Origin of the sequence: Pseudomonas syringae pv. coryli str. NCPPB 4273 (assembly GCF_000972175.1) — a bacterium.
Lineage (GTDB): Bacteria > Pseudomonadota > Gammaproteobacteria > Pseudomonadales > Pseudomonadaceae > Aquipseudomonas > Aquipseudomonas syringae.
In genome coordinates this window covers 35,678-59,029 of the sequence record NZ_AWQP01000008.1, presented here as the reverse complement: position 1 = coordinate 59,029, position 23,352 = coordinate 35,678, and the positions used below count along the sequence as shown (strand labels likewise).

20 protein-coding genes are annotated in these 23,352 nt (G+C 56.0%); 10 read left to right on the top strand and 10 right to left on the bottom strand.

Annotation, left to right across the window (positions count from 1 at the left end):
- Positions 1–339 precede the first annotated feature (339 nt).
- A complete protein-coding gene (locus P406_RS06025) occupies positions 340–1,227 on the bottom strand; it encodes a lysophospholipid acyltransferase (RefSeq protein WP_003401447.1) in 888 nt (295 codons plus the stop codon).
- A 38-nt stretch (positions 1,228–1,265) separates the two neighbouring features.
- Positions 1,266–1,817, bottom strand: coding sequence for a DNA-3-methyladenine glycosylase I (locus P406_RS06020; RefSeq protein ID WP_046235656.1), 552 nt, complete (start codon positions 1,815–1,817; stop codon positions 1,266–1,268).
- Between the two features lie 80 nt (positions 1,818–1,897).
- Here P406_RS06020 and glyQ point away from each other — a divergent pair, with 80 nt between their 5' ends.
- The 5 genes from glyQ (at position 1,898) to P406_RS28640 (ending at position 6,593) form a co-directional block, all read left to right on the top strand.
- Positions 1,898–2,845, top strand: coding sequence for a glycine--tRNA ligase subunit alpha (glyQ, locus tag P406_RS06015; RefSeq protein ID WP_002551326.1), 948 nt, complete (start codon positions 1,898–1,900; stop codon positions 2,843–2,845).
- Complete coding sequence (gene glyS / locus P406_RS06010; RefSeq protein ID WP_046235655.1) at positions 2,842–4,896, top strand: glycine--tRNA ligase subunit beta; 2,055 nt, start codon at positions 2,842–2,844, stop codon at positions 4,894–4,896. The genes glyQ and glyS overlap by 4 nt, the downstream gene beginning before the upstream one ends.
- A gap of 12 nt (positions 4,897–4,908) precedes the next feature.
- Complete coding sequence (gene gmhB / locus P406_RS06005) at positions 4,909–5,451, top strand: D-glycero-beta-D-manno-heptose 1,7-bisphosphate 7-phosphatase (RefSeq protein WP_046235654.1); 543 nt, start codon at positions 4,909–4,911, stop codon at positions 5,449–5,451.
- A 65-nt stretch (positions 5,452–5,516) separates the two neighbouring features.
- A complete protein-coding gene (locus P406_RS06000) occupies positions 5,517–6,287 on the top strand; it encodes a lysophospholipid acyltransferase family protein (protein ID WP_046235653.1) in 771 nt (256 codons plus the stop codon).
- 15 nt (positions 6,288–6,302) lie between these two features.
- Entirely contained in the window at positions 6,303–6,593 is a 291-nt protein-coding gene (locus P406_RS28640) for a hypothetical protein (RefSeq protein ID WP_144431050.1), read from the top strand.
- Between the two features lie 107 nt (positions 6,594–6,700).
- On the opposite strand, the gene P406_RS05995 is transcribed toward P406_RS28640, so the two are convergent.
- The 8 genes from P406_RS05995 to dnaA form a co-directional block, all read right to left on the bottom strand.
- On the bottom strand, positions 6,701–9,073 hold the full coding sequence (locus P406_RS05995; protein WP_082100719.1) for a TOTE conflict system archaeo-eukaryotic primase domain-containing protein: 2,373 nt from the start codon (positions 9,071–9,073) through the stop codon (positions 6,701–6,703).
- 204 nt (positions 9,074–9,277) lie between these two features.
- Positions 9,278–9,844, bottom strand: coding sequence for a hypothetical protein (locus P406_RS05990; RefSeq protein ID WP_052739317.1), 567 nt, complete (start codon positions 9,842–9,844; stop codon positions 9,278–9,280).
- 418 nt (positions 9,845–10,262) lie between these two features.
- On the bottom strand, positions 10,263–10,859 hold the full coding sequence (locus P406_RS05985) for a hypothetical protein (RefSeq protein WP_046235650.1): 597 nt from the start codon (positions 10,857–10,859) through the stop codon (positions 10,263–10,265).
- Positions 10,852–11,904: an AAA family ATPase gene (locus P406_RS05980; protein WP_046235649.1), complete on the bottom strand. Its 1,053-nt coding sequence runs from the start codon at positions 11,902–11,904 to the stop codon at positions 10,852–10,854. Before P406_RS05980 ends, P406_RS05985 begins: the two co-directional genes overlap by 8 nt.
- Positions 11,905–12,076: 172 nt before the next feature.
- On the bottom strand, positions 12,077–14,494 hold the full coding sequence (gyrB, locus tag P406_RS05975) for a DNA topoisomerase (ATP-hydrolyzing) subunit B (protein WP_003340175.1): 2,418 nt from the start codon (positions 14,492–14,494) through the stop codon (positions 12,077–12,079).
- A gap of 4 nt (positions 14,495–14,498) precedes the next feature.
- Complete coding sequence (recF, locus tag P406_RS05970) at positions 14,499–15,602, bottom strand: DNA replication/repair protein RecF (protein ID WP_003340176.1); 1,104 nt, start codon at positions 15,600–15,602, stop codon at positions 14,499–14,501.
- Positions 15,603–15,624: 22 nt separating this feature from the next.
- Positions 15,625–16,728 (bottom strand): DNA polymerase III subunit beta, encoded by a 1,104-nt coding sequence (gene dnaN / locus P406_RS05965; RefSeq protein WP_003421522.1) that lies wholly within the window; start codon positions 16,726–16,728, stop codon positions 15,625–15,627.
- Positions 16,729–16,766: 38 nt separating this feature from the next.
- Positions 16,767–18,302 carry a chromosomal replication initiator protein DnaA gene (gene dnaA, locus P406_RS05960; RefSeq protein ID WP_003437057.1) on the bottom strand — a complete coding sequence of 512 codons (1,536 nt, stop codon included), beginning with the start codon at positions 18,300–18,302 and terminating at the stop codon, positions 16,767–16,769.
- 584 nt (positions 18,303–18,886) lie between these two features.
- Here dnaA and rpmH point away from each other — a divergent pair.
- The 5 genes from rpmH to mnmE all read left to right on the top strand — a co-directional run bounded on the left by rpmH (position 18,887) and on the right by mnmE (position 22,820).
- Positions 18,887–19,021: a 50S ribosomal protein L34 gene (gene rpmH / locus P406_RS05955; RefSeq protein WP_002551315.1), complete on the top strand. Its 135-nt coding sequence runs from the start codon at positions 18,887–18,889 to the stop codon at positions 19,019–19,021.
- A gap of 16 nt (positions 19,022–19,037) precedes the next feature.
- The gene (gene rnpA, locus P406_RS05950) at positions 19,038–19,439 is read left to right on the top strand and encodes a ribonuclease P protein component (RefSeq protein ID WP_002551314.1); all 402 of its coding nucleotides are present in this window, start codon (positions 19,038–19,040) and stop codon (positions 19,437–19,439) included.
- A complete protein-coding gene (yidD, locus tag P406_RS26755; RefSeq protein WP_002551313.1) occupies positions 19,432–19,677 on the top strand; it encodes a membrane protein insertion efficiency factor YidD in 246 nt (81 codons plus the stop codon). The genes rnpA and yidD overlap by 8 nt, the downstream gene beginning before the upstream one ends.
- A 2-nt stretch (positions 19,678–19,679) precedes the next feature.
- Positions 19,680–21,371: a membrane protein insertase YidC gene (yidC, locus tag P406_RS05945; protein ID WP_003315945.1), complete on the top strand. Its 1,692-nt coding sequence runs from the start codon at positions 19,680–19,682 to the stop codon at positions 21,369–21,371.
- A gap of 78 nt (positions 21,372–21,449) precedes the next feature.
- Positions 21,450–22,820 carry a tRNA uridine-5-carboxymethylaminomethyl(34) synthesis GTPase MnmE gene (gene mnmE / locus P406_RS05940; protein ID WP_046235648.1) on the top strand — a complete coding sequence of 457 codons (1,371 nt, stop codon included), beginning with the start codon at positions 21,450–21,452 and terminating at the stop codon, positions 22,818–22,820.
- Positions 22,821–23,352: the final 532 nt, after the last annotated feature.

Genomic DNA, 23,352 nt, shown 5'->3' with positions numbered 1-23,352 from the left:
GTGCCCATGCTCCAGCGTGGGCACGCCGTTCCGGATGCTCTGCGACCTATCCTGAGAACTGTGGCGCGGCGCAGATTTGTGACGCAGAGCGTCACGCACGGCATTCCCACGCGGAGCGTGAGGAACGATAGGTGTCTTCAGGAACACTATCGTGCCAATGCTCCAGCGTGGGCATGCCGTTCCGGACGCTCTGCGTCCTATCCTGAGAACTGTGACGCAGAGCTTCACGCAAGGCATTCCCACGCGGAGCGTGAGGAACGATAGGCGTCTTCAGGAACACTGTCGTGCCCATGCTCCGGCGTGGGCATGGCGTTCCGGACGCTCCGCGTCCAGTCCTTTCTAGTACCAGCGCGCTTCGCCTGGCGGGCGTTTCTTGAAGCGCTTCATGGTCCACATGTACTGGCTCGGGTACGCCCGCACGTATTTCTCGACCACTTTGCTCATCGCCGCTGCCGAGGTTTCGGTGTCGGTGCTGTACATGGCTTCCGGAGCCGCTTCGAGTACCACTTTGTAACCCGAGCCGTCCGGCAGGCGCATGGCGTGCAGGAATACGCCGACTGCCTTGCCACCGGCCAGCATGTTCGGCACGAACTTGCTGGTCAGGGCCATGGTACCGCAGAAGGGCACGAAGATGCCGGCTGATTCGGCCGGCTCCGGATCGGCCGGAATACCCACCGAGCCGCCTTTGCGCACTTCCTTGATGACACTGAGAATGCCTTCCTTGGTCGACGCCGCAACGCGGTTGCCCAACTGCACACGCTGCTTGCGCAACAGGTCGTCCACGGCTTTCAGCTTGGGTGGACGATAGAAAATGATCGGCTTGCACTGGCTGCAGTAGAAGTGATTGAGCACTTCCCAGTTGCCCAGATGACTGGTGATGCCGACCACGCCCTTGCCGGACGCCAGCGCGTCCTTGAGCACATCGAGCCCTTCGACTTCACGCACCAGGTCGATCGATTTCTGTGCCGGCCAGATCCACGCACAGGCGCTTTCGGTCAGGGTCTTGCCGATGTCCATGAGGCTGCGGCCGACGAGCTTTTCCAGCTCCGGCTCGCTCAACTCGGGAAAGCACTTGGACAGATTGATCCGCGCCACTTCCCGCGAACGGTTGGGCAGCTTCCACATCAGCCAGCCAATCGCGGTGCCTGTCCACTGCACCGCGCGCCACGGCAACAGCGCAAACAATCGCAACGCCCCGACCATTACGGCGCCTTTGAACTTATCCACAGATGACTCCCAGATTCTCGAGGCGGGTAGTGTAACCGTCAGCGGCTCAGGATCGCATACCGATCGCAATCGACGGTGTGGTCCATGACCATGCCGCTGGCCTGCATGTAGGCGTAACAGATGGTCGGGCCGACAAAGGTGAAACCGGCCTTTTTCAGTGCCTTGCTCATCGCTTCGGCCTCGGCGGTAATCGCCGGGACTTCGCTGCGGTCCTTGAAGTGATTGATCTTCGGGATACCGCCAACAAACGACCAGAGCAGCGCGACCGGGTCTTCCAGTGCCAGCCAAGCCTGCGCATTGGTGCGCACCGCCTTGAGCTTGAGGCGGTTGCGGATGATGCTCGGATCAAGCATCAACGCCTCTATTTCAGCATCGCTCAACTGCGCCAGGCGCTCGACGTCGAAACCGTGCAGCACTTCGCGATAACGCGCCCGCCGCTTGAGAATCGTGATCCACGACAGCCCGGCCTGGAACCCTTCGAGCAAAAGCAACTCGAAGAGCTTCTGCGCATCGCGCAGCGGCACTCCCCACTCCTGATCGTGATATGCGATGTACAGGGGGTCTTCGTTGCACCAAAAGCAGCGTGTCATAGGGCTCCCAACGAGTGGACGTGCGGCCGAATCGGGTATACTCCCGCTCTTTGAATCGCAGCCCAGCACAGGTGAAATTTGTGAGCCAGCCTACGCCAGCCGTGCGTACCTTCCAAGACTTGATCCTCGCCCTCCAGCAATACTGGGCAGAACAAGGTTGCGTGGTACTTCAGCCCTACGATATGGAAGTAGGCGCCGGCACGTTCCACACTGCCACGTTTCTGCGCGCCGTAGGCCCGGAAACCTGGAACGCCGCTTACGTACAGCCAAGCCGTCGCCCGACTGACGGCCGCTACGGCGAAAACCCGAACCGCCTGCAGCACTATTACCAGTTTCAGGTGATTCTCAAGCCGAACCCGGACAACTTCCAGGAACTGTACCTGGGCTCGCTCAAGCACATCGGCCTCGATCCGCTGGTGCACGACGTGCGCTTCGTCGAAGACAACTGGGAATCGCCGACGCTGGGCGCCTGGGGTCTGGGCTGGGAGATCTGGCTCAACGGCATGGAAGTCTCGCAGTTCACCTACTTCCAGCAGGTCGGTGGTCTGGAGTGCTACCCGGTCACCGGCGAAATAACCTACGGCCTCGAGCGTCTGGCGATGTACCAGCAGGGCGTGGACTCGGTCTACGATCTGGTCTGGGCTGACGGCCCGTTCGGCAAAGTGACCTACGGCGACGTGTTCCACCAGAACGAGGTCGAGCAGTCGACCTACAACTTCGAACACGCCAACGTCGACAAGCTGTTCGAGCTGTTCGACTTCTACGAAAGCGAAGCCGCACGCCTGATCGAGCTGGAGCTGCCATTGCCCGGCTACGAAATGGTCCTCAAGGCCTCGCACACCTTCAACCTGCTGGATGCCCGTCGCGCGATTTCCGTGACGGCGCGTCAGCAATACATCCTGCGCGTACGCACGCTGGCCCGTTCGGTGGCTCAAGCCTACCTGCAGGCCCGGGCCCGTCTCGGCTTCCCGATGGCGCCGCCCGATCTACGCGATGAAGTGTTGGCCAAGCTGGAGGCAGCGCAATGAGTGCTCAAGATTTTCTGGTCGAGCTGGGCACCGAAGAACTGCCACCCAAGACCCTCGTCTCTCTGGCCGATGCGTTTCTCGCCGGTATTGAAAAAGGCCTCACAGGCGCAGGTCTGACCTACAGCGCCAAACAGGTCTACGCCGCACCGCGCCGTCTGGCCGTGCTGATTACCGCACTGGCCACGCAACAACCGGATCGCAGCGTCAACCTCGACGGCCCACCGCGTCAGGCAGCGTTCGACGCCGACGGTAACCCGACTCAGGCCGCCCTGGGCTTCGCCAAGAAGTGCGGCGTCGACCTGAGCGAAATCGATCAGAGCGGCCCGAAACTGCGCTACAGCCAGACCATCCTCGGCAAGCCGACGACGTCGCTGTTGCCAACCATCGTCGAAGACTCGCTGAACGACCTGCCGATTGCCAAGCGCATGCGCTGGGGTGCTCGCAAGGAAGAGTTCGTGCGGCCGACCCAGTGGCTGGTGATGCTGTTCGGTGATCAGGTCGTCGATTGCACGATCCTCGCCCAGAGCGCAGGTCGTCATTCGCGCGGTCATCGCTTCCATCATCCGCAAGACGTGCGCATTTCCTCGCCTGCCGGTTACCTCAGTGACCTGCGCGCCGCTCATGTACTGGCCGACTTCAACGAACGTCGCCACATCATCAGCAAGCGCGTCGACGAACTGGCCACCCAACAGGAAGGCACCGCCATCGTGCCGCCAAGCCTGCTGGACGAAGTGGCCGGTCTGGTCGAGTGGCCGGTTCCGCTGGTGTGCTCGTTCGAAGAGCGCTTTCTGGAAGTGCCTCAGGAAGCCTTGATTACCACCATGCAGGACAACCAGAAATATTTCTGCCTGCTGGATGTCGACGGCAAGCTGCTGCCGCGCTTCATCACCGTGGCCAACATCGAGAGCAAGGACCCGGCACAGATCATCGCCGGTAACGAGAAGGTGGTTCGTCCACGCCTGACCGACGCCGAGTTCTTCTTCAAGCAGGACAAGAAGCAGAAGCTGGAAACCTTCAACGATCGCCTGAAGAACGTCGTGTTCCAGGCGCAGTTGGGCAGCGTGTTCGACAAGGCCGAGCGTGTGTCGAAACTGGCCGCTTACATCGCACCACGCATCGGCGGCGACGCCCAGCGTGCTGCGCGGGCCGGTCTGCTGTCCAAGTGCGACCTGTCGAGCGAGATGGTCGGCGAGTTTCCGGAAATGCAGGGCATTGCCGGTTACTACTACGCCAAGGCCGACGGCGAACCTGAAGACGTCGCACTGGCGCTCAACGAGCAGTACATGCCGCGCGGCGCAGGTGCCGAACTGCCGACCACGCTGACCGGTGCTGCGGTGGCCATTGCCGACAAGCTCGACACACTGGTCGGGATCTTCGGTATCGGCATGCTGCCCACCGGCAGCAAGGACCCGTACGCCCTGCGTCGTGCAGCACTGGGCATCCTGCGTATCCTGATCGAGAAGAAGCTCGACCTGAACCTGGTCGAAACGGTGAAATTCGCTGTCACGCAGTTCGGCGCGAAGATCAAGCAGGCCGGTCTGGCGGAGCAGGTGCTCGACTTCATCTTCGATCGTCTGCGTGCGCGTTATGAAGACGAAGGCGTCGACGTGGCGGTGTACCTCTCGGTACGCGCCCTGCAACCCGCTTCGGCGCTGGATTTCGATCAGCGCGTCCAGGCGGTCCAGGCCTTCCGCAAACTGCCACAGGCCGCTGCACTGGCCGCAGTGAACAAGCGTGTATCGAATCTCTTGAGCAAGGCCGAGGGCAGCATTGCCCAGACCGTCGAGCCCAAGTATTTCGACAACGCCAACGAGTTCTCGCTGTACTCGGCCATCCAGCAGGCCGATCACGCGATCCAGCCTATGGCTGCCGAGCGTCAGTACAGCGAATCGCTGGCGCGTCTGGCGATGTTGCGTGAGCCGGTCGATGCGTTCTTCGAAGCCGTCATGGTCAACGCGGAAGACGCCAACGTGCGTGCCAACCGTTATGCCCTGTTGTCGCGCTTGCGCGGCCTGTTCCTCGGCGTCGCCGACATCTCGCTGCTGGGCTGACAAGGAGTCGCTGTGAAACTGCTGATACTCGATCGGGATGGCGTGATCAATCATGACTCCGACACTTACATAAAGTCGGTGGCGGAGTGGCTGCCCATTCCTGGCTCGATCGAAGCTATCGCAGCGCTGAGCAAGGCTGGCTGGACGGTGGCCGTCGCCACCAACCAGTCGGGCATTGCCCGAGGTTATTACGATCTGGCCACTCTGGATGCCATGCACGTGCGCTTGCGCAAGCTGGTGGCAGAGCAGGGCGGCGAGCTCGGTTTGATCGTCTACTGCCCGCATGGGCCAGACGATGGCTGTACCTGCCGCAAGCCAAAACCCGGCATGCTGCAGGCCATCGCCCGTCATTACGCAGCGGACCTCAAAGGTCTCTGGTTCGTGGGTGACAGCAAGGGTGACCTGCAGGCCGCATTGGCCGTCGATTCTCAGCCTGTGCTGGTGATGACCGGCAAAGGACGCAAGACGATGGAAGGCGGAATGCCGGCAGGCACATTGATTTTTGACGATCTGGCGGCAGTTGCCGCAGAACTTATCCACAACAGCGCTCACTGAACAGTCAGCTCTTCAGGTTCAGGACGCTCAAGGAGCGGGCACCTGCCCGTACGGTAAACGTAACTATGTCGATCATGCAGGCAATCAGGACCTTCTTCTTTTACCTGTTGCTGGGCACCAGCTCGCTGTTGTGGTGCACGTTGAGTTTTTTCATTGCGCCTTTTCTGCCGTTCAAAGCCCGCTATCGCTTCATTAACGTCTACTGGTGCCGCTGCGCCATCTGGCTGACCAAGGTGTTCCTGAACATCAAGGTCGAAGTGACTGGCGCTGAAAACGTCCCGAAAACCCCTTGCGTGATCATCTCCAATCATCAGAGCACCTGGGAGACCTTCTTTCTGTCGGCGTATTTCGAGCCGATGAGTCAGGTCCTCAAGCGTGAACTGCTGTATGTGCCGTTCTTTGGCTGGGCGATGGCAATGCTGCGCCCGATCGCCATCGACCGCGAAAACCCGAAAGCCGCACTCAGGGAAATTGCCAAGAAGGGCGACGAGCTGCTCAAGGATGGCGTCTGGGTATTGATCTTCCCGGAGGGCACACGCGTGCCTTACGGCCAGGTCGGCAAATTCTCTCGCGGCGGTACTGCACTGGCAGTGAACGCTGATCTGCCTGTGCTGCCTGTTGCGCACAACGCAGGCAAGTATTGGCCTCGCGACGGCTGGGCAAAAAAACCAGGCACCATTCAATTGGTAATCGGCGAGCCGATGTATGCAGAAGGCACAGGCCCACGCGCCATTGCTGCGTTGAATGACCGTGTGCAGACCTGGAATGAAGACACACAACGCGCGATGGGTTCGCCTGTCAAGCCTGCAGCAACCCCCGAAAAAGTCCCGGCGTGATTTTGTGGATAACCTGTGTACGGTTTTTCTGAAATCGCTGAAAAAGACTGTTTAACCTGTTCATTCGTATACATATTTTTTCAGGCTATAAAAACCGGAAAAACGTGCATAAGTTTTTATGATGGATCAGAAACCGACCTGGAAAAGGTCGGTTTTTTTATGCGTGGGGGGTTGGTGGTGAAGTCTCAGGCCGACATGTCTGTGCAGACACTGCGAAGCGCCGGCGGAATACAAGGCTCGGTTGAATCTGCAACTGGCGAAAATGTTTTAGAACACAAAGAAAAACACCAGCTTTCGCCGGGGTGATGGTTGCTCATATACTCATGTCGATGGGCATATTAAGTGTCATGCGCACCCCAAGTGGGATCAGGGTTCCACGTGGAACATGGGCATCCCAAAAAGGAACCATTATGCTAGAGCAAGTCCATCGTGGCTAGGGAGTCAGACATTCGGTAACCCATCGCTTTGTACCCCGCCTGCCGCTTATCCCACATCCTCATCAATGCAGCATTGCCCGCGTCAACGAAGTCGATCACTCGTACATCGACCTTATCGGCGTGTGATCGATGCAACCGCCCCGCATATTGCTGAAGTATACCCTTCCATGAGATGGGCATTGCCAGCACCAGCGTGTCCAACGGAGGATGATCGAAGCCTTCACCTACTAATTTTCCTGTTGCCAGCAGTACTCGTGGAGCATCAGGGGGAAGGGACTCAAGCTCATGCATACGGGAAATACGCTGTTTCTTAGGCACTCGCCCATGAAGCGTGAAAAGGTTATGCACGCGCTGCTTCAATTCTAATTCAAGGGCATCCACATGTTCCGTCCGCTCCGTTAGCACTAGAATTTTTCGCCCCTCGTTGTACGCCAGCTCAATCTCCGAGACGATTTTGGCTGTCCGCTCAGAATCGTCGGCCAGACGCCGAAAGACGTCCTGAATATCAAAGCCCTCGGGGACCACTATTGGTTTGGGCAGCAATCGAGGCACGACAGATAAGTCATGGGGCGCACTCGTTGGTCGAGCAGCAGAATGTCGGATCGGCCCGCACTGCATGAAAATAATAGGCTGCTGCCCATCTCGACGCACGGGGGTTGCTGTAAGTCCCAGTACGTACCGCGCGGTCGCGCTTCTCAGAAGTGCCTCGAATGATACTGCTGATAGGTGATGACACTCATCAACGATGATTTGGCCGTAGTTTTTTACCTGATCGCTGATCTCGCCTTTTCGCGATAGCGATTGCATTACGGCAATGTCGACGTTGCCTGTAAGCTTCGCTTTTCCGCCCCCAAGAGTACCAACGACACCATTCCCGACTCTCAAGAACGCCTGCAAGCGCTCTTGCCACTGCCTTAACAGTTCCGTTCGATGCACAAGCACCAATGTGTTAATGCCACGTGCGGCAATCAACGCAGCAGCACTCACCGTTTTACCGAAAGCTGTCGGTGCGCAGAGGATACCCGTGTCATGACTTAGCATTGCGCTGACAGCAGCCTTTTGGTCAGAACGCAGGGTCCCGATAAAGCTCACGTCGATGAGGGCGCCCCCGAAGCGTTCGTCTTTAAGAATAGGGGTAACCCCGCTTTCCTCTAAAAGCTCCAGCGCAGCATCCAAACAGCCACGTGGTAACGCAATATGTTTGGGGAAGTTCTGGGCACAACCGATAATCCTCGGTTTGTTCCACACCGACATGCGCATGGCCTGAGCTTTATAGAACTCAGGATTTTGAAAGGCTGCGAGCCGGACAAGCTGGTTTGCCAATGGCTGTGGCAATTCTGACTTTTCAAAGTAAATTAGGTTAGCCAGCGTGATGTTGACAGCATCAGGCAACGAGCATGTCAATTTACGTGATCTCGATTCACGATCTTTCCAAGGTTCTGCATCACCTTCGTCATCGACATAGGCGACCCCTAGCGGGTCCCGATTACCCATCGCCTGGATAATAACGGGCTGGATATCTTCTGGGCTCATGCGCTGAATCGATGCCAGGAAGGCCCATTGATCAGGATGAGGCTCAAGCGAGCCGTCTACAAAAACGCTATTGTTTTGGGCTCTGGCCCGCTTTTGTAAAGGGAGCGCGATGAGATTTCCAAAGCCCCCTTTGGGCATATAGTCCTGATTTGGAAACAGTCGATCATAGGAGCTGAGCGCCAACTGTCGGGTGCGCTCACAGGCATGACTGATGATTGCGGCACCGAGGCGGCGCGCATCGCAGGCAGGAACATTACGCTCAAAGAAAATCCAGCCATGAGCCCCTTGGCCTGAGCGCGATATTTCCAGCGCAACCGGGACGTTCAGCTCATGGCATGACTGCACAAAAGCTTTGGAATCATCACGCCATGCGGCTTCATCGAAGTCGACCGCCAAAAAATAACAAGTGTCATCAGACAGTAGGGGGTAGATACCAACGACCACTTCGCCCGCCAGATGGCGATAGACTACCTCATCGGTCAGCGGAAGCAGTTGGCGGTTACCGCAGTCGCCACATTTAATTCGGGGCTTCTCACAAACGCCAGGCCTCCATTCATTTGCGCAGGCGGGTGCGTATCCTGATTTGCCCGCCTTGCTTTCCCAGCGGATGGGGTAGACGTCCGTCCTACCACGAAACAAGCTTCGGAATAGGGCAAGCTTTCCATCAGTATCGAGTTGTTGCGAGCGCTCAAGTGGAGCCGCTGGTAGCTTGACCAGCTCATTAGGCAGCCGCCATTCGATGCCATGAGCATCCAACAAGGCAATCAGCCGTGCATTTTCAGTCTGTAGCTTCGCCACCAGATTTGGGTCCATCACCCGCTTTCAGCCTCTACATCTCAGGGGAAGACTATAGCCTAACGCTACAATCCTCAGCCCATCAGAAAAATATCAAGACTATCGAACGACTGAGGTTCGGTCATTAAGAACCTCAGGCTGCATGGTGATTGGCTTTAAAATTACGGCAGAATCCATATTCGCTGAAGCAAGTAGTGACACACAAGTTATGAGACACGACTGACGTTAAGACTCATCATAAATAGCCGTGTATTCAGTACCCTTCGGCTTGATCCACAATTTGTTATTTGTCCGCCCCCGGTTCAACCGTCCAAAAACCAAGAAATGTATGCCCTCAAGCTCCGTCCACTTGGCACGGTGATAGTCTAGAAAAGCCTTGCAGACCTCCTTGCCGACGATCACGCTGACGTTTTCTTTATCTCCGGTATTGATCCATCGAGATCCATCCTTGGACTCGCGGGTATCCTGAATATCACCCCAAAAGCCTCTGAGCTGACCCACATGCTCTTCCGTGATGTCAGAAAAATTCACGAACAAATCACGCACTCTAAACTCACCGACTTCGGGCAACTCAATGGTTTGATCTGAATGTCTGAACGCTTCGGAATATACTAAATTCTTTAAAATTGGTCGGAGTCGGCGCCTAGATATTGCTCGCTTACTCCCCCCAAGGCCAACGTACCTGCCACCGGAGCCACCGCCTGCCCCATTCAACACTGGGTCACCGTTCACGTTCTCCGCAGCACCGTAACGGAGGTCTAGAACGATGCGATCACCAGGGTTACGCAACATGTCCTGATCATCGCCGCCGCCCTCACCACGTTCAGACTCAGGCGTAGCGAACGTGCAATTCAGATGAGGACGAGCCCGAAAATGCGGCCCTTGTCCGCTTCGCGACTCTTTGACAAAAATTGCTCGAGTACCACACTTGATACACACGAGGTGTCGCCGCTTATTCGCTAGCTCAGAAGGGGGAAGTTTGGCGAACTTTACTGCGGGATATTCAGCGCCGTCCACGGTACATCTTGCTATGTCCATAACAATGCCTTCAGCTAGAGCCCTATATGCAGACGCATCAGGACAATAATGTGTCCTCAGATTTGCTCGTCTGAATCAGCCACACAAAAAAACCCCCTAAATACAGGGGCCCTAATGAGAACCCAGCTGGGTTCAGGTCAAATCCACTACCGGTGCCGTTGGTGCACAAGAGTCAAACCCTTCGGGTTATCGCAGGATCGAGCCCAGGTACTTGGCATTTTTGATTCACCACAAATCCGGTCATGCCGTAGGGCACAAGCGCTGTGTTCAGCTTTTGCTGCAATCGCGAAGCTAGGCGAGCGTAATCGGGGAGGCCCCAAGTCAGAATAAGGACAATAACAAGCGATTCATTGCTGTGAGAGGGCCCAATAAACGGAAGCAACTCGGCACTCCGAAGTCTTTGAGCCACAACGGCGCTGGTCAGGGTATCCCGGAATTTTTGCATCACCTCATCGATGATAAACAGCTTCTTTCGTTGAGCTTTGACTGAACCTGCAAAGTTCTGGGTATTGATCCAGGCCCTTGTCTGTTCTAATCCGACTGGTTCAGCAGGAGAAATCCTAGTGGTACTGGCTGTCTCATGCCCATCGCAGTCTTTTACCTCTATCCACCAATGACTATTTTCCTTGCAGGCCAGAATATCCATTGCCTTTAGCCCGCTAACCCCGCTCCTTATCTGATTTGCATACCAAGCCGTGTCATCATATTTGATTGCCTGCCAGCCAGCCCCAAATGAAAAAGTCAGCTCTCCTTCTACGATATCACCCATTGGCGATGCTCAGTTCGCGGTCATACTGAGCAAGCTCTTCATCAAGGGCAACGAGATTCGTCAGCTCCTTCAAGGAATCGACCTCTTCAACAAAAACTCCCTCTGAAGCGTCTTCGCATTGCAGCCCCCAAAAGCGGAGGGGGTAGGGGTCCTGGCACGCCAACAGGTCTAGCTCTTTGAGTAAAAAGAAGCTGTGGGTAGCAATGAAAACCTGTACCCCTTGTTTAGCAAGCGTGTGGATTACTGTGGCAACCAAACGAATTAAGCGTGGATTGAGGTTGGCCTCAGGCTCATCCCAAAATAGATATCCTTTATCGAGGACTGAGCCTGTTGCGATCAGGCGGGCGAGCATTGCCAGTTTCCTTAGTCCCTCGGCTACCAGAGGCATCTCCATAGTGCCGCTACCTGGGATTTTCAGATAGAAACGCCCGTTTGTATCTAAAATGACCTTCCCACCCATGGCCTGCTCAATGGGCTTCAGTAGCTCGCTTGCGCGCTTTTCTCTAGGGCCTTTTAGTGTCGGAGCACCTAAGTGAATACACGTATCACGCCACGTTTCTTCAAACTCTAGATAGTGCCCTTCATAAACCGAAACAAAACCAGGAAAAATCGTGAGTAGCTCCCTAGTAGGGATATACAGCGGGCTTTGCTTGTCCCAACGGGAAGGCAGCTTCTCGATTTGAACATCGGTTTTGGCGCTGGTAGCAAAGCTAATCGAGGTGTCAAAAGACACTTCATCGAACGAAAGCGAAATCTCACAGCGATCTCGGCCTTGTTTTCGTCGAGCAAGCCGACCTACTGATTCAGGCCTAAAGACCCCCATCAACTTTTCGGCATAGGCTTTTTGTAAGTGCGTTTTGGTAGGATCAACTGAGGTTGGCTTTTTGGCAGCTTCAGCAGAAGTTGCAATGAGGGCATACGCTGCTTTCAACAAATGCGTCTTCCCCATGCCATTTTCGCCGACGATGATGTTCAGGCCTGCGCAGCAATTCAGATCTAAATCACGAAAAACTGTGAAGTTCTTGACGCTGATTTTTTTCAGCATAGGAGAGGCAATTCCTCATGCAGAGATTTCATAGACGTTCCCTTTCTAGAAATAGTATCACCCATGATTAGTTCATATAACAAAAACCCCAGCCTTTGAGGCTGGGGTTTTTTCTGAACAGGCGACAATAGTCTGCCCACTTGCGACACTTAAAGCGCCCGTCGACAACTGATCAGAAGTCCAGGTTGGACACTGCCAGCGCATTGCTCTCGATGAAGTCACGGCGTGGCTCGACCGCATCACCCATGAGGGTGTTGAAGATCTGGTCAGCGCCGATGGCGTCTTCGATGGTGACCTTCAGCATGCGGCGCACACTCGGGTCCATGGTGGTTTCCCACAGCTGGTCCGGGTTCATTTCACCCAGACCTTTGTAGCGCTGGATGGTGTGGCGCTTGGTGCTTTCCGCCATCAGCCAGGCGAGGGCTTCCTTGAACTCGTTGACGGGCTTCTTGCGCTCGCCACGTTGCACGTAGGCACCTTCTTCCAGAAGCGTGCTGATCTGCGCGCCCAGGGCGGTAACGGTCTTGTAGTCGTTGCTGCCGAAGAAGTCGCGGTTGAAGGTGACGTAGTTCGACAGGCCGTGGGAGATCAGTTCGACCTCTGGAAGCCAGACATTACGTTCACGGTCTTCACGCAGGCTGGCCTTGTAGACCAGACCAGACTTCTCGCCGGTGCGCAGACGCGCGTCGAACAGTGCCAGCCAGGCTTGCATGCCCTCGTGATCCGACAGTTGCTCGAGGGTGATCGGCGGCAGGTAGACGAAGTGCTCGGTCAGTTCCTGTGGGTACAGACGCGACAGGCGCTTGAGGGTCTTCATGACCATGCGGAAGTCGTTGACCAGCTTCTCCAGCGCAGTACCGGAGATACCCGGTGCCGATTCGCTGAGGTGCAGGCTGGCGTCTTCAAGGGCCGACTGGGTCATGTATTCTTCCATGGCCTCGTCGTCCTTGATGTACTGCTCCTGCTTGCCTTTCTTGACCTTGTACAGCGGCGGCTGAGCGATATAGATGTAGCCACGCTCGATCAGCTCGGGTAACTGACGGAAGAAGAACGTCAGCAGCAGGGTACGGATGTGCGAGCCGTCGACGTCAGCATCGGTCATGATGATGATGTTGTGATAACGCAACTTGTCGATGTTGTACTCTTCACGGCCAATACCGCAGCCCAGCGCAGTGATCAAGGTGCCCACTTCCTGCGAAGAGATCATCTTGTCGAAACGCGCTTTTTCAACGTTCAGGATCTTGCCCTTGAGCGGCAGGATGGCCTGGGTTCTACGATTACGCCCCTGCTTGGCTGATCCGCCAGCAGAGTCCCCTTCCACCAGGTACAGTTCGGAGAGGGCAGGGTCTTTCTCTTGGCAGTCCGCCAGTTTGCCCGGCAAGCCAGCGATATCCAGTGCGCCTTTACGACGGGTCATCTCACGCGCCTTGCGCGCAGCTTCACGGGCACGGGCTGCGTCGATCATCTTGCCGACAACCGCTTTGGCTTCGTTCGGATTTTCCAACAGGAAGTCGGAGAAGTACTTGCCCATTTCCTGTTCGACAGCCGTTTTGACTTCGGACGAAACCAGCTTGTCCTTGGTCTGCGAGCTGAACTTTGGATCAGGCACCTTGACCGAAATGATCGCAGTCAGACCTTCACGCGCATCATCGCCAGTGGTCGCGACCTTGTGCTTCTTAGCCAGACCTTCCTGCTCGATGTAGTTGTTCAGGTTACGCGTCAGCGCAGAACGGAAACCCACAAGGTGAGTACCGCCATCACGCTGCGGAATGTTGTTGGTGAAGCACAGCAGGTTCTCGTTGAAGCTGTCGTTCCACTGCAAAGCAATCTCGACACCGATACCGTCATCACGCTGGATGTTGAAGTGGAACACTTCGTTAACCGGTGTTTTGTTGGTGTTCAGGTACTCAACGAACGCGCGCAGACCGCCTTCGTATTTGAACAATTCTTCCTTACCGCTGCGCTCATCCTTGAGGACAATGCCGACACCGGAGTTCAGGAAGGACAGCTCACGAATCCGCTTGGCCAGGATGTCCCAGCTGAAGTGGATGTTCTTGAACGTTTCAGCGGAAGGCTTGAAGTGGATCTGAGTGCCTGTGCTGTCACTTTCACCGACGATCTTCATCGGTTCCTGTGGAACACCATGAACATAGGTCTGTTCCCAGATCTTGCCGCTACGGCGAACCGTCAGCAACAGAAGCTCTGAAAGGGCGTTAACTACAGAGACACCTACACCGTGCAAACCACCGGATACTTTGTAGGAGTTGTCATCAAACTTACCGCCAGCGTGGAGCACGGTCATGATGACCTCGGCTGCCGACACGCCTTCTTCTTTATGCACGTCTACCGGAATACCGCGGCCGTTGTCGCGCACGGTGATAGATTCGTCTGGATGGATGATGATGCTGATGTCGTCGCAATGGCCTGCCAATGCTTCGTCGATCGAGTTATCAACCACCTCGAACACCATGTGGTGCAGACCGCTGCCATCGTCTGTATCACCGATGTACATTCCGGGACGCTTGCGTACGGCATCAAGTCCTTTCAGCACCTTAATGCTGGACGAGTCGTACGTTTGGTTTTCGCTCATGCAATCACTCCCGATGGTCGTGGGTCTGGGTGATACGGCCTTGTTCCACGTGGAACAAAGCGACTGGCGTTTCCGTCTGCCAGCCTTCCCTCAAAAATTCTTGATCTACACAGGTGATAAACACCTGGCAGCGTAATTCTTCCAGCAAGCGGCAAAGCGCGCGTCGATGGTTGTCATCCAGTTCGGAGGGCAAATCATCTACCAGGTAAATACACTGGCCTCGACGTACCTGGCTGACCAGATGTCCCTGAGCAATACGCAGTGCGCAGACCACCAGCTTTTGCTGACCGCGAGACAGAATATCTGCCGCATTGTGCGCGCCTAATCTAAGGCGCAGGTCAGCTCGCTGTGGTCCGGCCTGGGTGTGGCCCATTTGCTGGTCGCGGTGGAGGGAAGAGGCAAGCACTGTACTTAGCTCTTTTTCCTTGTCCCATCCCCGGTAGTAGCTCAGGGTCAAACCTTCAAGCTCAACAAGTTCGCTCAAAGTCTGTTCAAAGACTGGCTTCAATGCCTTGATATAAGCCCGGCGGAACTCGTCGATCTCGTCACTTGCCGAGCACAGCTCACGGTCCCATGCCGCCTGTGAAGCGGCGTCAAGTGTACCATGCCGAAGCCACGAGTTTCGCTGCTTGAGGGCCTTCTGCAGGCGCTGCCACGTGGCCATAAAGCGAGGTTCCACGTGGAACACTCCCCAATCCAGAAACTGCCTGCGTATCTTCGGTGCACCTTCGAGCAATCGGAAGCTGTCGGGGTTGATGAGCTGCAGCGGCAGAATTTCTGCAAGCTGCGCGGCGCTTCTGGCGTTCTGCCCGTCGATACGAATCTGGAACTCGCCTTGGCGGTCACGTGAAACACCCAGATTGCTGTGTCCACCTTGCGCAAGATCGACCTGCCCGAAAACCGTACATGACGGCTGTTCGTACTGAATGACCGGAAGCAGGCGACTGCTACGAAACGAGCGGGCAATGCCCAGCAGATGGATAGCTTCCAGCACGCTGGTTTTGCCACTGCCGTTTGCGCCGTAGAGGATATTGATACGCGGGGAGGGGGAGAGGGTCACCGGGTGCAGATTGCGCACCCCGGTGACCGAGACGCGACTAAGAGACATCTAGGTTGCGCTGGACATGAAGTTACAGACGCATCGGCATGACAACGTAGGCGGAGTCGTCGTTATCGGACTCTTGCACCAGAGCGCTGCTATTGGAGTCAGACAGAATCAGGCGCACCTGCTCGGTGGTCATGACGCCCAGCACGTCGAGCAGGTAGCTCACGTTGAAACCGATCTCCAGCGAGTCACCGTTGTACTCGACGCTGATTTCTTCTTCTGCTTCTTCCTGCTCAGGGTTGTTGGCCTGAATCTTCAATTGACCGCTGGCCAGTTGCAGACGGATGCCGCGGTACTTTTCGTTGGACAGAATCGCCGTACGGCTGAACGCCTCACGCAGTGCCTGACGGTCACCGAGCACCAGCTTGTCACCACCTTTAGGCAGCACGCGCTCGTAGTCCGGGAACTTGCCATCCACCAGTTTAGAGGTGAAGGTGAATTCGCCAGTGGTCGCACGGATGTGATGCTGACCCAGAACGATACTGACCGTGCCGTCCTGTTCGGTCAGCAGGCGCGCCATTTCAAGAATACCTTTACGTGGAACGATCACCTGATGGCGATCGGCATGTTCGATATCGGCAGACATCGAGCACATGGCCAGGCGGTGGCCGTCGGTAGCCACTGCGCGCAAGATACCGGCGCTTACTTCCAGCAACATGCCATTGAGGTAGTAACGAACGTCCTGCTGGGCCATCGCAAAGCTGGTGCGCTCGATCAAGCGGCGCAGTTTGCTCTGCACCAGAGTGAACGTCAGCGAGCCCGGACCTTCCTCAACAGTAGGGAAGTCATTGGCAGGCAAGGTCGACAGGGTGAAGCGGCTACGACCGGCCTTGACGATCAGTTTCGAGTCGTCGAGCTTGATGTCGATCAGCGCGTCGTTCGACAGGCTCTTGCAAATGTCCATGAGCTTGCGCGCAGGAACCGTGATCTCTCCAGGTTCGGCAGGCTCTTCCAGCTGGACGCGGCCAACCAGTTCGACTTCCAGATCCGTACCGGTCAGCGAAAGTTGCTGACCTTCGACAACCAGGAGAACATTGGAAAGAACCGGCAAGGTCTGGCGGCGTTCGACGACGCCGGCGACCAATTGCAGGGGTTTCAACAGGGCTTCGCGTTGAATGGTGAAATGCATGGTCTAGTCCCTTGCCTTGATGAGCTGCACTGGCGTTATCACGTAGTCAGAGTGCGCAGCAGGTTCTTGTAGTCCTCGCGGATATCCGCATCGGATTCCTTGAGCTCGTTGATCTTTCGGCATGCGTGCAAGACGGTCGTGTGGTCACGGCCACCAAACACGTCACCGATTTCCGGAAGACTGTGGTTGGTGAGTTCCTTGGAGAGCGCCATCGCGACCTGGCGAGGCCGGGCGACAGAGCGGGAACGACGCTTGGACAACAGATCGGAGATCTTGATCTTGTAGTACTCGGCGACGGTGCGCTGAATGTTATCCACACTGACCAGCTTGTCCTGCAACGCCAGCAAGTCCTTCAGCGACTCGCGAATCAGCTCGATGGTGATGTCGCGGCCCATGAAGTGCGAGTGAGCGATGACGCGCTTGAGCGCACCTTCCAGCTCACGGACGTTGGAGCGGATTCGCTGGGCAATGAAGAACGCTGCGTCATGAGGCAGATCAACCTTCGCCTGATCTGCTTTCTTCATGAGGATCGCGACGCGGGTTTCCAGCTCCGGAGGCTCGACGGCAACTGTCAGGCCCCAGCCGAAACGCGACTTGAGTCGCTCTTCAAGACCTTCGATTTCCTTGGGATAGCGGTCGCTGGTCAGAATGACCTGTTGCCCGCCTTCCAGCAGCGCGTTGAACGTGTGGAAAAACTCTTCCTGCGAGCGTTCCTTGCGAGCAAAAAACTGGATGTCATCGATCAGCAGCGCATCGACTGAGCGGTAGAAGCGCTTGAACTCGTTGATTGCATTGAGCTGCAAGGCCTTGACCATATCCGCAACGAAGCGCTCCGAATGCAGGTACACGACCTTGGCGTTCGGATTCTTCTTCAGCAGGTGGTTACCCACAGCATGCATCAAGTGAGTTTTACCAAGACCGACACCGCCATAAAGGAACAACGGGTTGTAGCCATGCTTGGGGTTGTCGGCAACCTGCCAGGCGGCAGCACGTGCCAGCTGGTTGGACTTACCCTCAACGAAATTCTCGAACGTGAACGTACGGTTCAGGTAACTGGTGTGCTTGAGCGCACCTTCTACCTGGACGGTGCGCTGTTCTGCGCGAGCGGGCGCTTGTTGCGAGCTGGCACCCGCCATCGGATCAAAGCTGTCACGCGACGGCTCGTTGTGTGCTGCAACGTTCTGGACCGGTGCCGGCGTCGCTACGGCAGCAGCTGGCGCCGCCGTGGCAGGAGCCGGTGCCGAGACGCTGCTCACCGAATTGGCAGACAGCGCCTGGGAGGCTGCAGCGGCCAATGGCGCATTCGGAGCGGCACGGGGTGCTGAGCTGCGCTTGCTTCCTATTAATAAGGAAAGAGCAGGGGCCATGCCTTGACCGTGTTCGCCAAGAAGCTCGAGCAAACGACCAAGGTACTTTTCGTTGACCCAGTCGAGAACAAAACGATTGGGTGCATACACACGCAACTCGTCGCCTTCGGCTTCGACCTGTAGCGGACGGATCCAAGTGTTGAATTGTTGGGCAGGCAGCTCGTCGCGCAAAAGCTCCACGCACTGCTGCCAAAGTTCCACTGACACGGATATCCCCTGAGTTGAAAGCCGGTGAGGCAAAAACAGCCGCCATTGTAACGACCCAGAGGCGACTTATCCACATGTAGGTTGCTCACAGAGAGCTATAAATCAACGATTTATGCATGAACCACACGACAAACGGTCAACGCGTAAGCTCTGTGGATAACCCATCTTCAGCCCATTGCATAAGTCAGGCTTGAACTCTGTGCATAACTCGCCTGTGGATAAAACAGCGTTCCATGCACAGCTTTTCCGAAGGTCCGACACAGGCAGGGCACCGTTTCTCGACAACCTTTCTGACCTCTGTACACATTGAATAACAAGGGCTGTGAGCTGTTATCCACAGAAAATATCTGCATAAGAGTTATAAGCTTTATAAAGAAGCTTTAAATACTCTCTTCTTTTTATTTCTATAACCGGAGCGGATTAGGGTAGCGGTGAATGAGAGGAAGAGGACGTTCAGCTATAAAAAGACGCCTATGAAGAAAAGCTGGTTGGAAATTGACCTGCGGGCCCGCTTTCTCTAGAATCCCCGGTCTCTTAAAACGGGGGCCATTCCGGCCCGTAGTGGACGAACCAGGTAACACGCCATGAAACGTACTTTCCAACCCAGCACTATCAAGCGCGCCCGCACCCACGGTTTCCGTGCACGTATGGCCACCAAAAACGGCCGCGCAGTTCTTTCGCGTCGTCGTGCCAAAGGCCGTAAGCGTCTGGCAGTTTGATAAATCGGCACAGGAGGTGAGTCGAGACTTCAGTCGGGAAAAGCGTTTGCTCACTCCCCGGCATTTCAAGGCAGTCTTTGACTCCCCTACCGGCAAGGTTCCGGGGAAAAATCTCCTGCTCCTTGCGCGCAACAACGACCTCGATCATCCCCGCCTGGGGCTTGTGATAGGTAAAAAGAGCGTGAAGCTCTCCGTCGAGCGCAATCGTTTGAAACGCCTGATGCGCGAATCATTTCGCCAACACCAAGACAGTTTGGTCGGTTGGGATATCGTGATCGTCGCGCGTAAAGGCTTGGGTGACGTAGAAAACCCTGAACTGATTCAGCATTTCGGCAAGCTCTGGAAACGTCTGGCGCGTAGCCGACCCATTCCGGAAGAAAAATCCGAACCTGCAGGGGTAGACAGTCCAGATGCGTAAACTGGCACTCGTTCCGATCCAGTTCTATCGCTATGCCATTAGCCCGCTGATGGCCAGTCACTGTCGTTTCTACCCCAGTTGCTCCTGCTACGCGTATGAAGCCATCGAAAATCATGGCCTTTTGCGCGGTGGCTGGCTGTCAATTCGTCGTCTTGGTCGCTGTCACCCATGGAATCCCGGTGGTTATGACCCGGTTCCAGCTGTCCCCACCTCCCGTTCTTCTTCGATGGCCGAGTAATCATGGATATTAAACGCACGATCCTGATCGTCGCCCTGGCAATCGTGACCTACGTCGGGGTTCTGAAATGGAACCAAGACTATGGCCAGGCTGCCATGCCGACCCAGAATGTTGCAGCCAGCACCACCGCACCGGGTATTCCGGATACGGCCGCTGGTACTAATGGTTCTGCAAGTGCCGATGTTCCAAGCGCAAACGCTACGGCCAATACGGCTGCAGCACCTCTTGAAACTCCGGCCGTAGCCAGCAAAGACCTTATCCACGTCAAGACCGATGTGCTCGATCTGGCGATCGATCCGGTGGGTGGCGACGTCGTTCAGCTTCGTTTGCCTCTGTACCCGCGTCGTCAGGATCGTCCTGACGTTCCGTTCCAGTTGTTCGACAACGGCGGCGAGCGTACTTTTCTGGCACAAAGCGGCCTGACCGGGACCAATGGTCCTGATGCACGCGCTGCCGGTCGTCCGGTTTACACCTCCACACAAAAGACTTATCAACTGGCTGATGGCCAGGACACGATGGTCGTGGATCTGAAATTCTCGGAAAACGGCGTCAATTACATCAAGCGCTTCACCTTCAAGCGGGGTCTGTACGATCTGGTCATGACTTACGTTGTGGATAACCAGAGCGCACAACCCTGGTCCGGTAATCTGTTCGCGCAATTGAAGCGCGATGCCAGCTCCGATCCTTCTTCGACGACTGCTACCGGCACCGCTACCTATCTGGGCGCTGCCCTGTGGACTGCGGCCGAGCCGTACAAGAAAGTGTCGATGAAAGATATCGACAAGGGCCAGGTCAAGGAAACTGTCCAGGGCGGTTGGGTTGCATGGTTGCAGCACTACTTCGTGACTGCGTGGATTCCGGATCACAACGCAACCAACGCCGTTCAGACCCGCAAAGACAGCCAGGGCAACTACATCATCGGCTTCACCAGTCCGACTCTGTCGGTTGCACCTGGTGCACAAGGTGAAACCAGTGCCACCCTGTACGCAGGTCCGAAAAGCCAGGCGGTACTCAAAGAGTTATCCCCAGGCCTGGAGCTGACCGTCGATTATGGTTTCCTGTGGTTCATTGCCCAGCCTATCTTCTGGCTGCTGCAACATATCCACGCCATTCTCGGTAACTGGGGCTGGTCGATCATTGTTCTGACCATGCTGATCAAAGGCCTGTTCTTCCCGCTCTCCGCAGCCAGCTACAAGTCGATGGCACGTATGCGCGCCGTGGCTCCGAAGCTTGCATTGCTGAAAGAGCAGCATGGCGATGATCGTCAGAAGATGTCCCAGGCAATGATGGAGCTGTACAAGAAAGAGAAGATCAACCCGTTGGGTGGATGCTTGCCGATTCTTGTGCAAATGCCGGTTTTCCTTTCGCTGTACTGGGTACTCCTGGAAAGCGTGGAAATGCGTCAGGCACCATGGATCCTGTGGATAACCGACCTGTCGATCAAGGACCCGTTCTTTATCCTGCCGATCATCATGGGCGCGACCATGTTCATTCAGCAGCGTCTGAACCCGACTCCGCCGGATCCGATGCAGGCCAAGGTCATGAAAATGATGCCGATCATTTTCACGTTCTTCTTCCTGTGGTTCCCTGCCGGTCTGGTTCTGTACTGGGTTGTGAACAACACCCTGTCGATCGCTCAGCAGGCTTACATCACTCGCAAGATCGAAGCGGCTACCAAGAAAGCAGCTGCCTGATCTAACCTGTGAATAAGTTCTACAAGACGCCCCCTAGTGGGGCGTTTTGCTATCCGTCATTTGCCCGGGAGCCGGAGCATGAACGTTCCTCGTGAAACCATTGCCGCCATCGCCACAGCCCAAGGGCGTGGCGGTGTCGGTATCGTCCGGGTGTCAGGTCCTCTGGCGGGCAAGGCCGCCGAAGCCATTATCGGCCGGACCCTCAAGCCCCGATTTGCCCACTACGGCCCCTTTGTCGACGATGCAGGGCAGGTACTCGACGAAGGCATCGCGCTGTATTTTCCGGGACCTAACTCATTCACCGGCGAAGACGTGCTGGAACTTCAGGGTCACGGTGGTCCCATCGTTCTGGACATGCTGCTGCAACGCTGCCTGCAACTGGGCAGCCGACTGGCTCGTCCGGGCGAGTTCAGTGAGCGCGCCTTTCTCAATGACAAACTCGATCTTGCCCAGGCAGAAGCGATTGCCGACCTGATCGAGGCGAGTTCTGCACAGGCAGCGCGCAATGCACTGCGCTCGCTGCAGGGCGCTTTCTCGCGGCGTGTGGATAACTTGACCGAGAAATTGATCAGTCTGCGTATCTACGTAGAGGCTGCAATCGACTTCCCCGAAGAGGAAATCGACTTTCTTGCCGATGGCCACGTTCTGAACATGCTCGATGACGTGCGTGCCGAGTTATCCACAGTGCTGCGTGAAGCCGGGCAGGGTGCCTTGTTACGCGACGGCATGACCGTGGTGATTGCCGGACGCCCCAATGCGGGCAAATCCAGTCTGCTGAACGCTCTGGCGGGCAGGGAGGCGGCAATTGTCACCGAGATCGCCGGCACAACCCGCGATGTACTGCGTGAACATATCCACATAGATGGAATGCCTTTGCACGTCGTCGACACTGCAGGGCTGCGGGATACTCAAGACCAGGTGGAAATGATCGGCGTGCAGCGCGCACTCAAGGCCATCGGCGAAGCTGACCGGATTCTGCTGGTGGTGGATGCGACCGCGCCGGAGGCAGCAGACCCGTTTGCACTGTGGCCCGAATTCCTCAAGCAGCGCCCGGACCCGTCGAAAGTCACGCTGATACGCAACAAGGCAGATCTGAGTGGAGACCCCGTCGATCTGCAGACCAGCGTTGATGGCCACGTCACCATCAGCCTGAGCGCCAGGTCTGGTGGCGAAGGGCTTGAACTGCTGCGCGAGCATCTCAAGGCCTGCATGGGCTATGAACAAACCTCGGAAAGCAGCTTCAGCGCGCGTCGACGCCACCTTGAGGCGCTGCGCCATGCCAATGACTCGCTGGAACACGGCAGGGCTCAACTCACCCTGGCGGGCGCTGGAGAGCTGCTGGCCGAAGACCTGCGTCAGGCACAGCAAGCGCTTGGCGAAATTACCGGCGCATTCAGTTCCGACGACCTGCTTGGCAGAATCTTCTCCAGCTTCTGCATTGGTAAGTAAACCTCCTGGCATGGCCCGCCCTGGGTCATGCCTTCAAGCACCACAAGACGCCTCTTTCAGCGGCAGCGTTATCCACATACTCGGCCATTTCCTCCTTTAATTTTGCCTCGACACCTGAATTCGACGAGCAGACATGCCCGAGGGAGGGATTTTCTGTGCCTGATTTTTGATGAATAGCCGCTTTTTTGTGGATTAAGCCCTGTGAATAACTGCCCTTCAGCTCGGTGGGTAAGCAGGGTGCAAACCTGAAGATAAATCCCCCTGTGGACAAGTAGCTATCTTATCAACAGGCTCAGGGCGGTTATCCAAACCCCTCATCCCCACATGAACACAGACTTTTGAATCTCTGTACACATTGAAAATAAAGGCCTGTAGAGATCTATCCACAGAAAGGTGGCTCAGTAAGAATAAACATAAAAACAAGGCTTTATAAACTTTCTTTCCTTTTTATTTTCTTTATCCGCGAGTTTTCCACAGCTGGTTAAATTTTGTCCAACGGGTTTCATTCAGGTGGGGTAAGTCCCTATACTTG

Coding starts and splice junctions, on each gene's coding strand:
- P406_RS06020 (WP_046235656.1), bottom strand. CDS start 1,817: ATGACACGCTGCTTTTGGTGCAACGAAGACCCCCTGTACATCGCATAT.
- glyS (WP_046235655.1), top strand. CDS start 2,842: ATGAGTGCTCAAGATTTTCTGGTCGAGCTGGGCACCGAAGAACTGCCA.
- P406_RS06000 (WP_046235653.1), top strand. CDS start 5,517: ATGTCGATCATGCAGGCAATCAGGACCTTCTTCTTTTACCTGTTGCTG.
- P406_RS05990 (WP_052739317.1), bottom strand. CDS start 9,844: ATGTTGCGTAACCCTGGTGATCGCATCGTTCTAGACCTCCGTTACGGT.
- P406_RS05985 (WP_046235650.1), bottom strand. CDS start 10,859: ATGGGTGATATCGTAGAAGGAGAGCTGACTTTTTCATTTGGGGCTGGC.
- P406_RS05980 (WP_046235649.1), bottom strand. CDS start 11,904: ATGCTGAAAAAAATCAGCGTCAAGAACTTCACAGTTTTTCGTGATTTA.
- gyrB (WP_003340175.1), bottom strand. CDS start 14,494: ATGAGCGAAAACCAAACGTACGACTCGTCCAGCATTAAGGTGCTGAAA.
- recF (WP_003340176.1), bottom strand. CDS start 15,602: ATGTCTCTTAGTCGCGTCTCGGTCACCGGGGTGCGCAATCTGCACCCG.
- dnaN (WP_003421522.1), bottom strand. CDS start 16,728: ATGCATTTCACCATTCAACGCGAAGCCCTGTTGAAACCCCTGCAATTG.
- rpmH (WP_002551315.1), top strand. CDS start 18,887: ATGAAACGTACTTTCCAACCCAGCACTATCAAGCGCGCCCGCACCCAC.
- yidD (WP_002551313.1), top strand. CDS start 19,432: ATGCGTAAACTGGCACTCGTTCCGATCCAGTTCTATCGCTATGCCATT.
- yidC (WP_003315945.1), top strand. CDS start 19,680: ATGGATATTAAACGCACGATCCTGATCGTCGCCCTGGCAATCGTGACC.
- mnmE (WP_046235648.1), top strand. CDS start 21,450: ATGAACGTTCCTCGTGAAACCATTGCCGCCATCGCCACAGCCCAAGGG.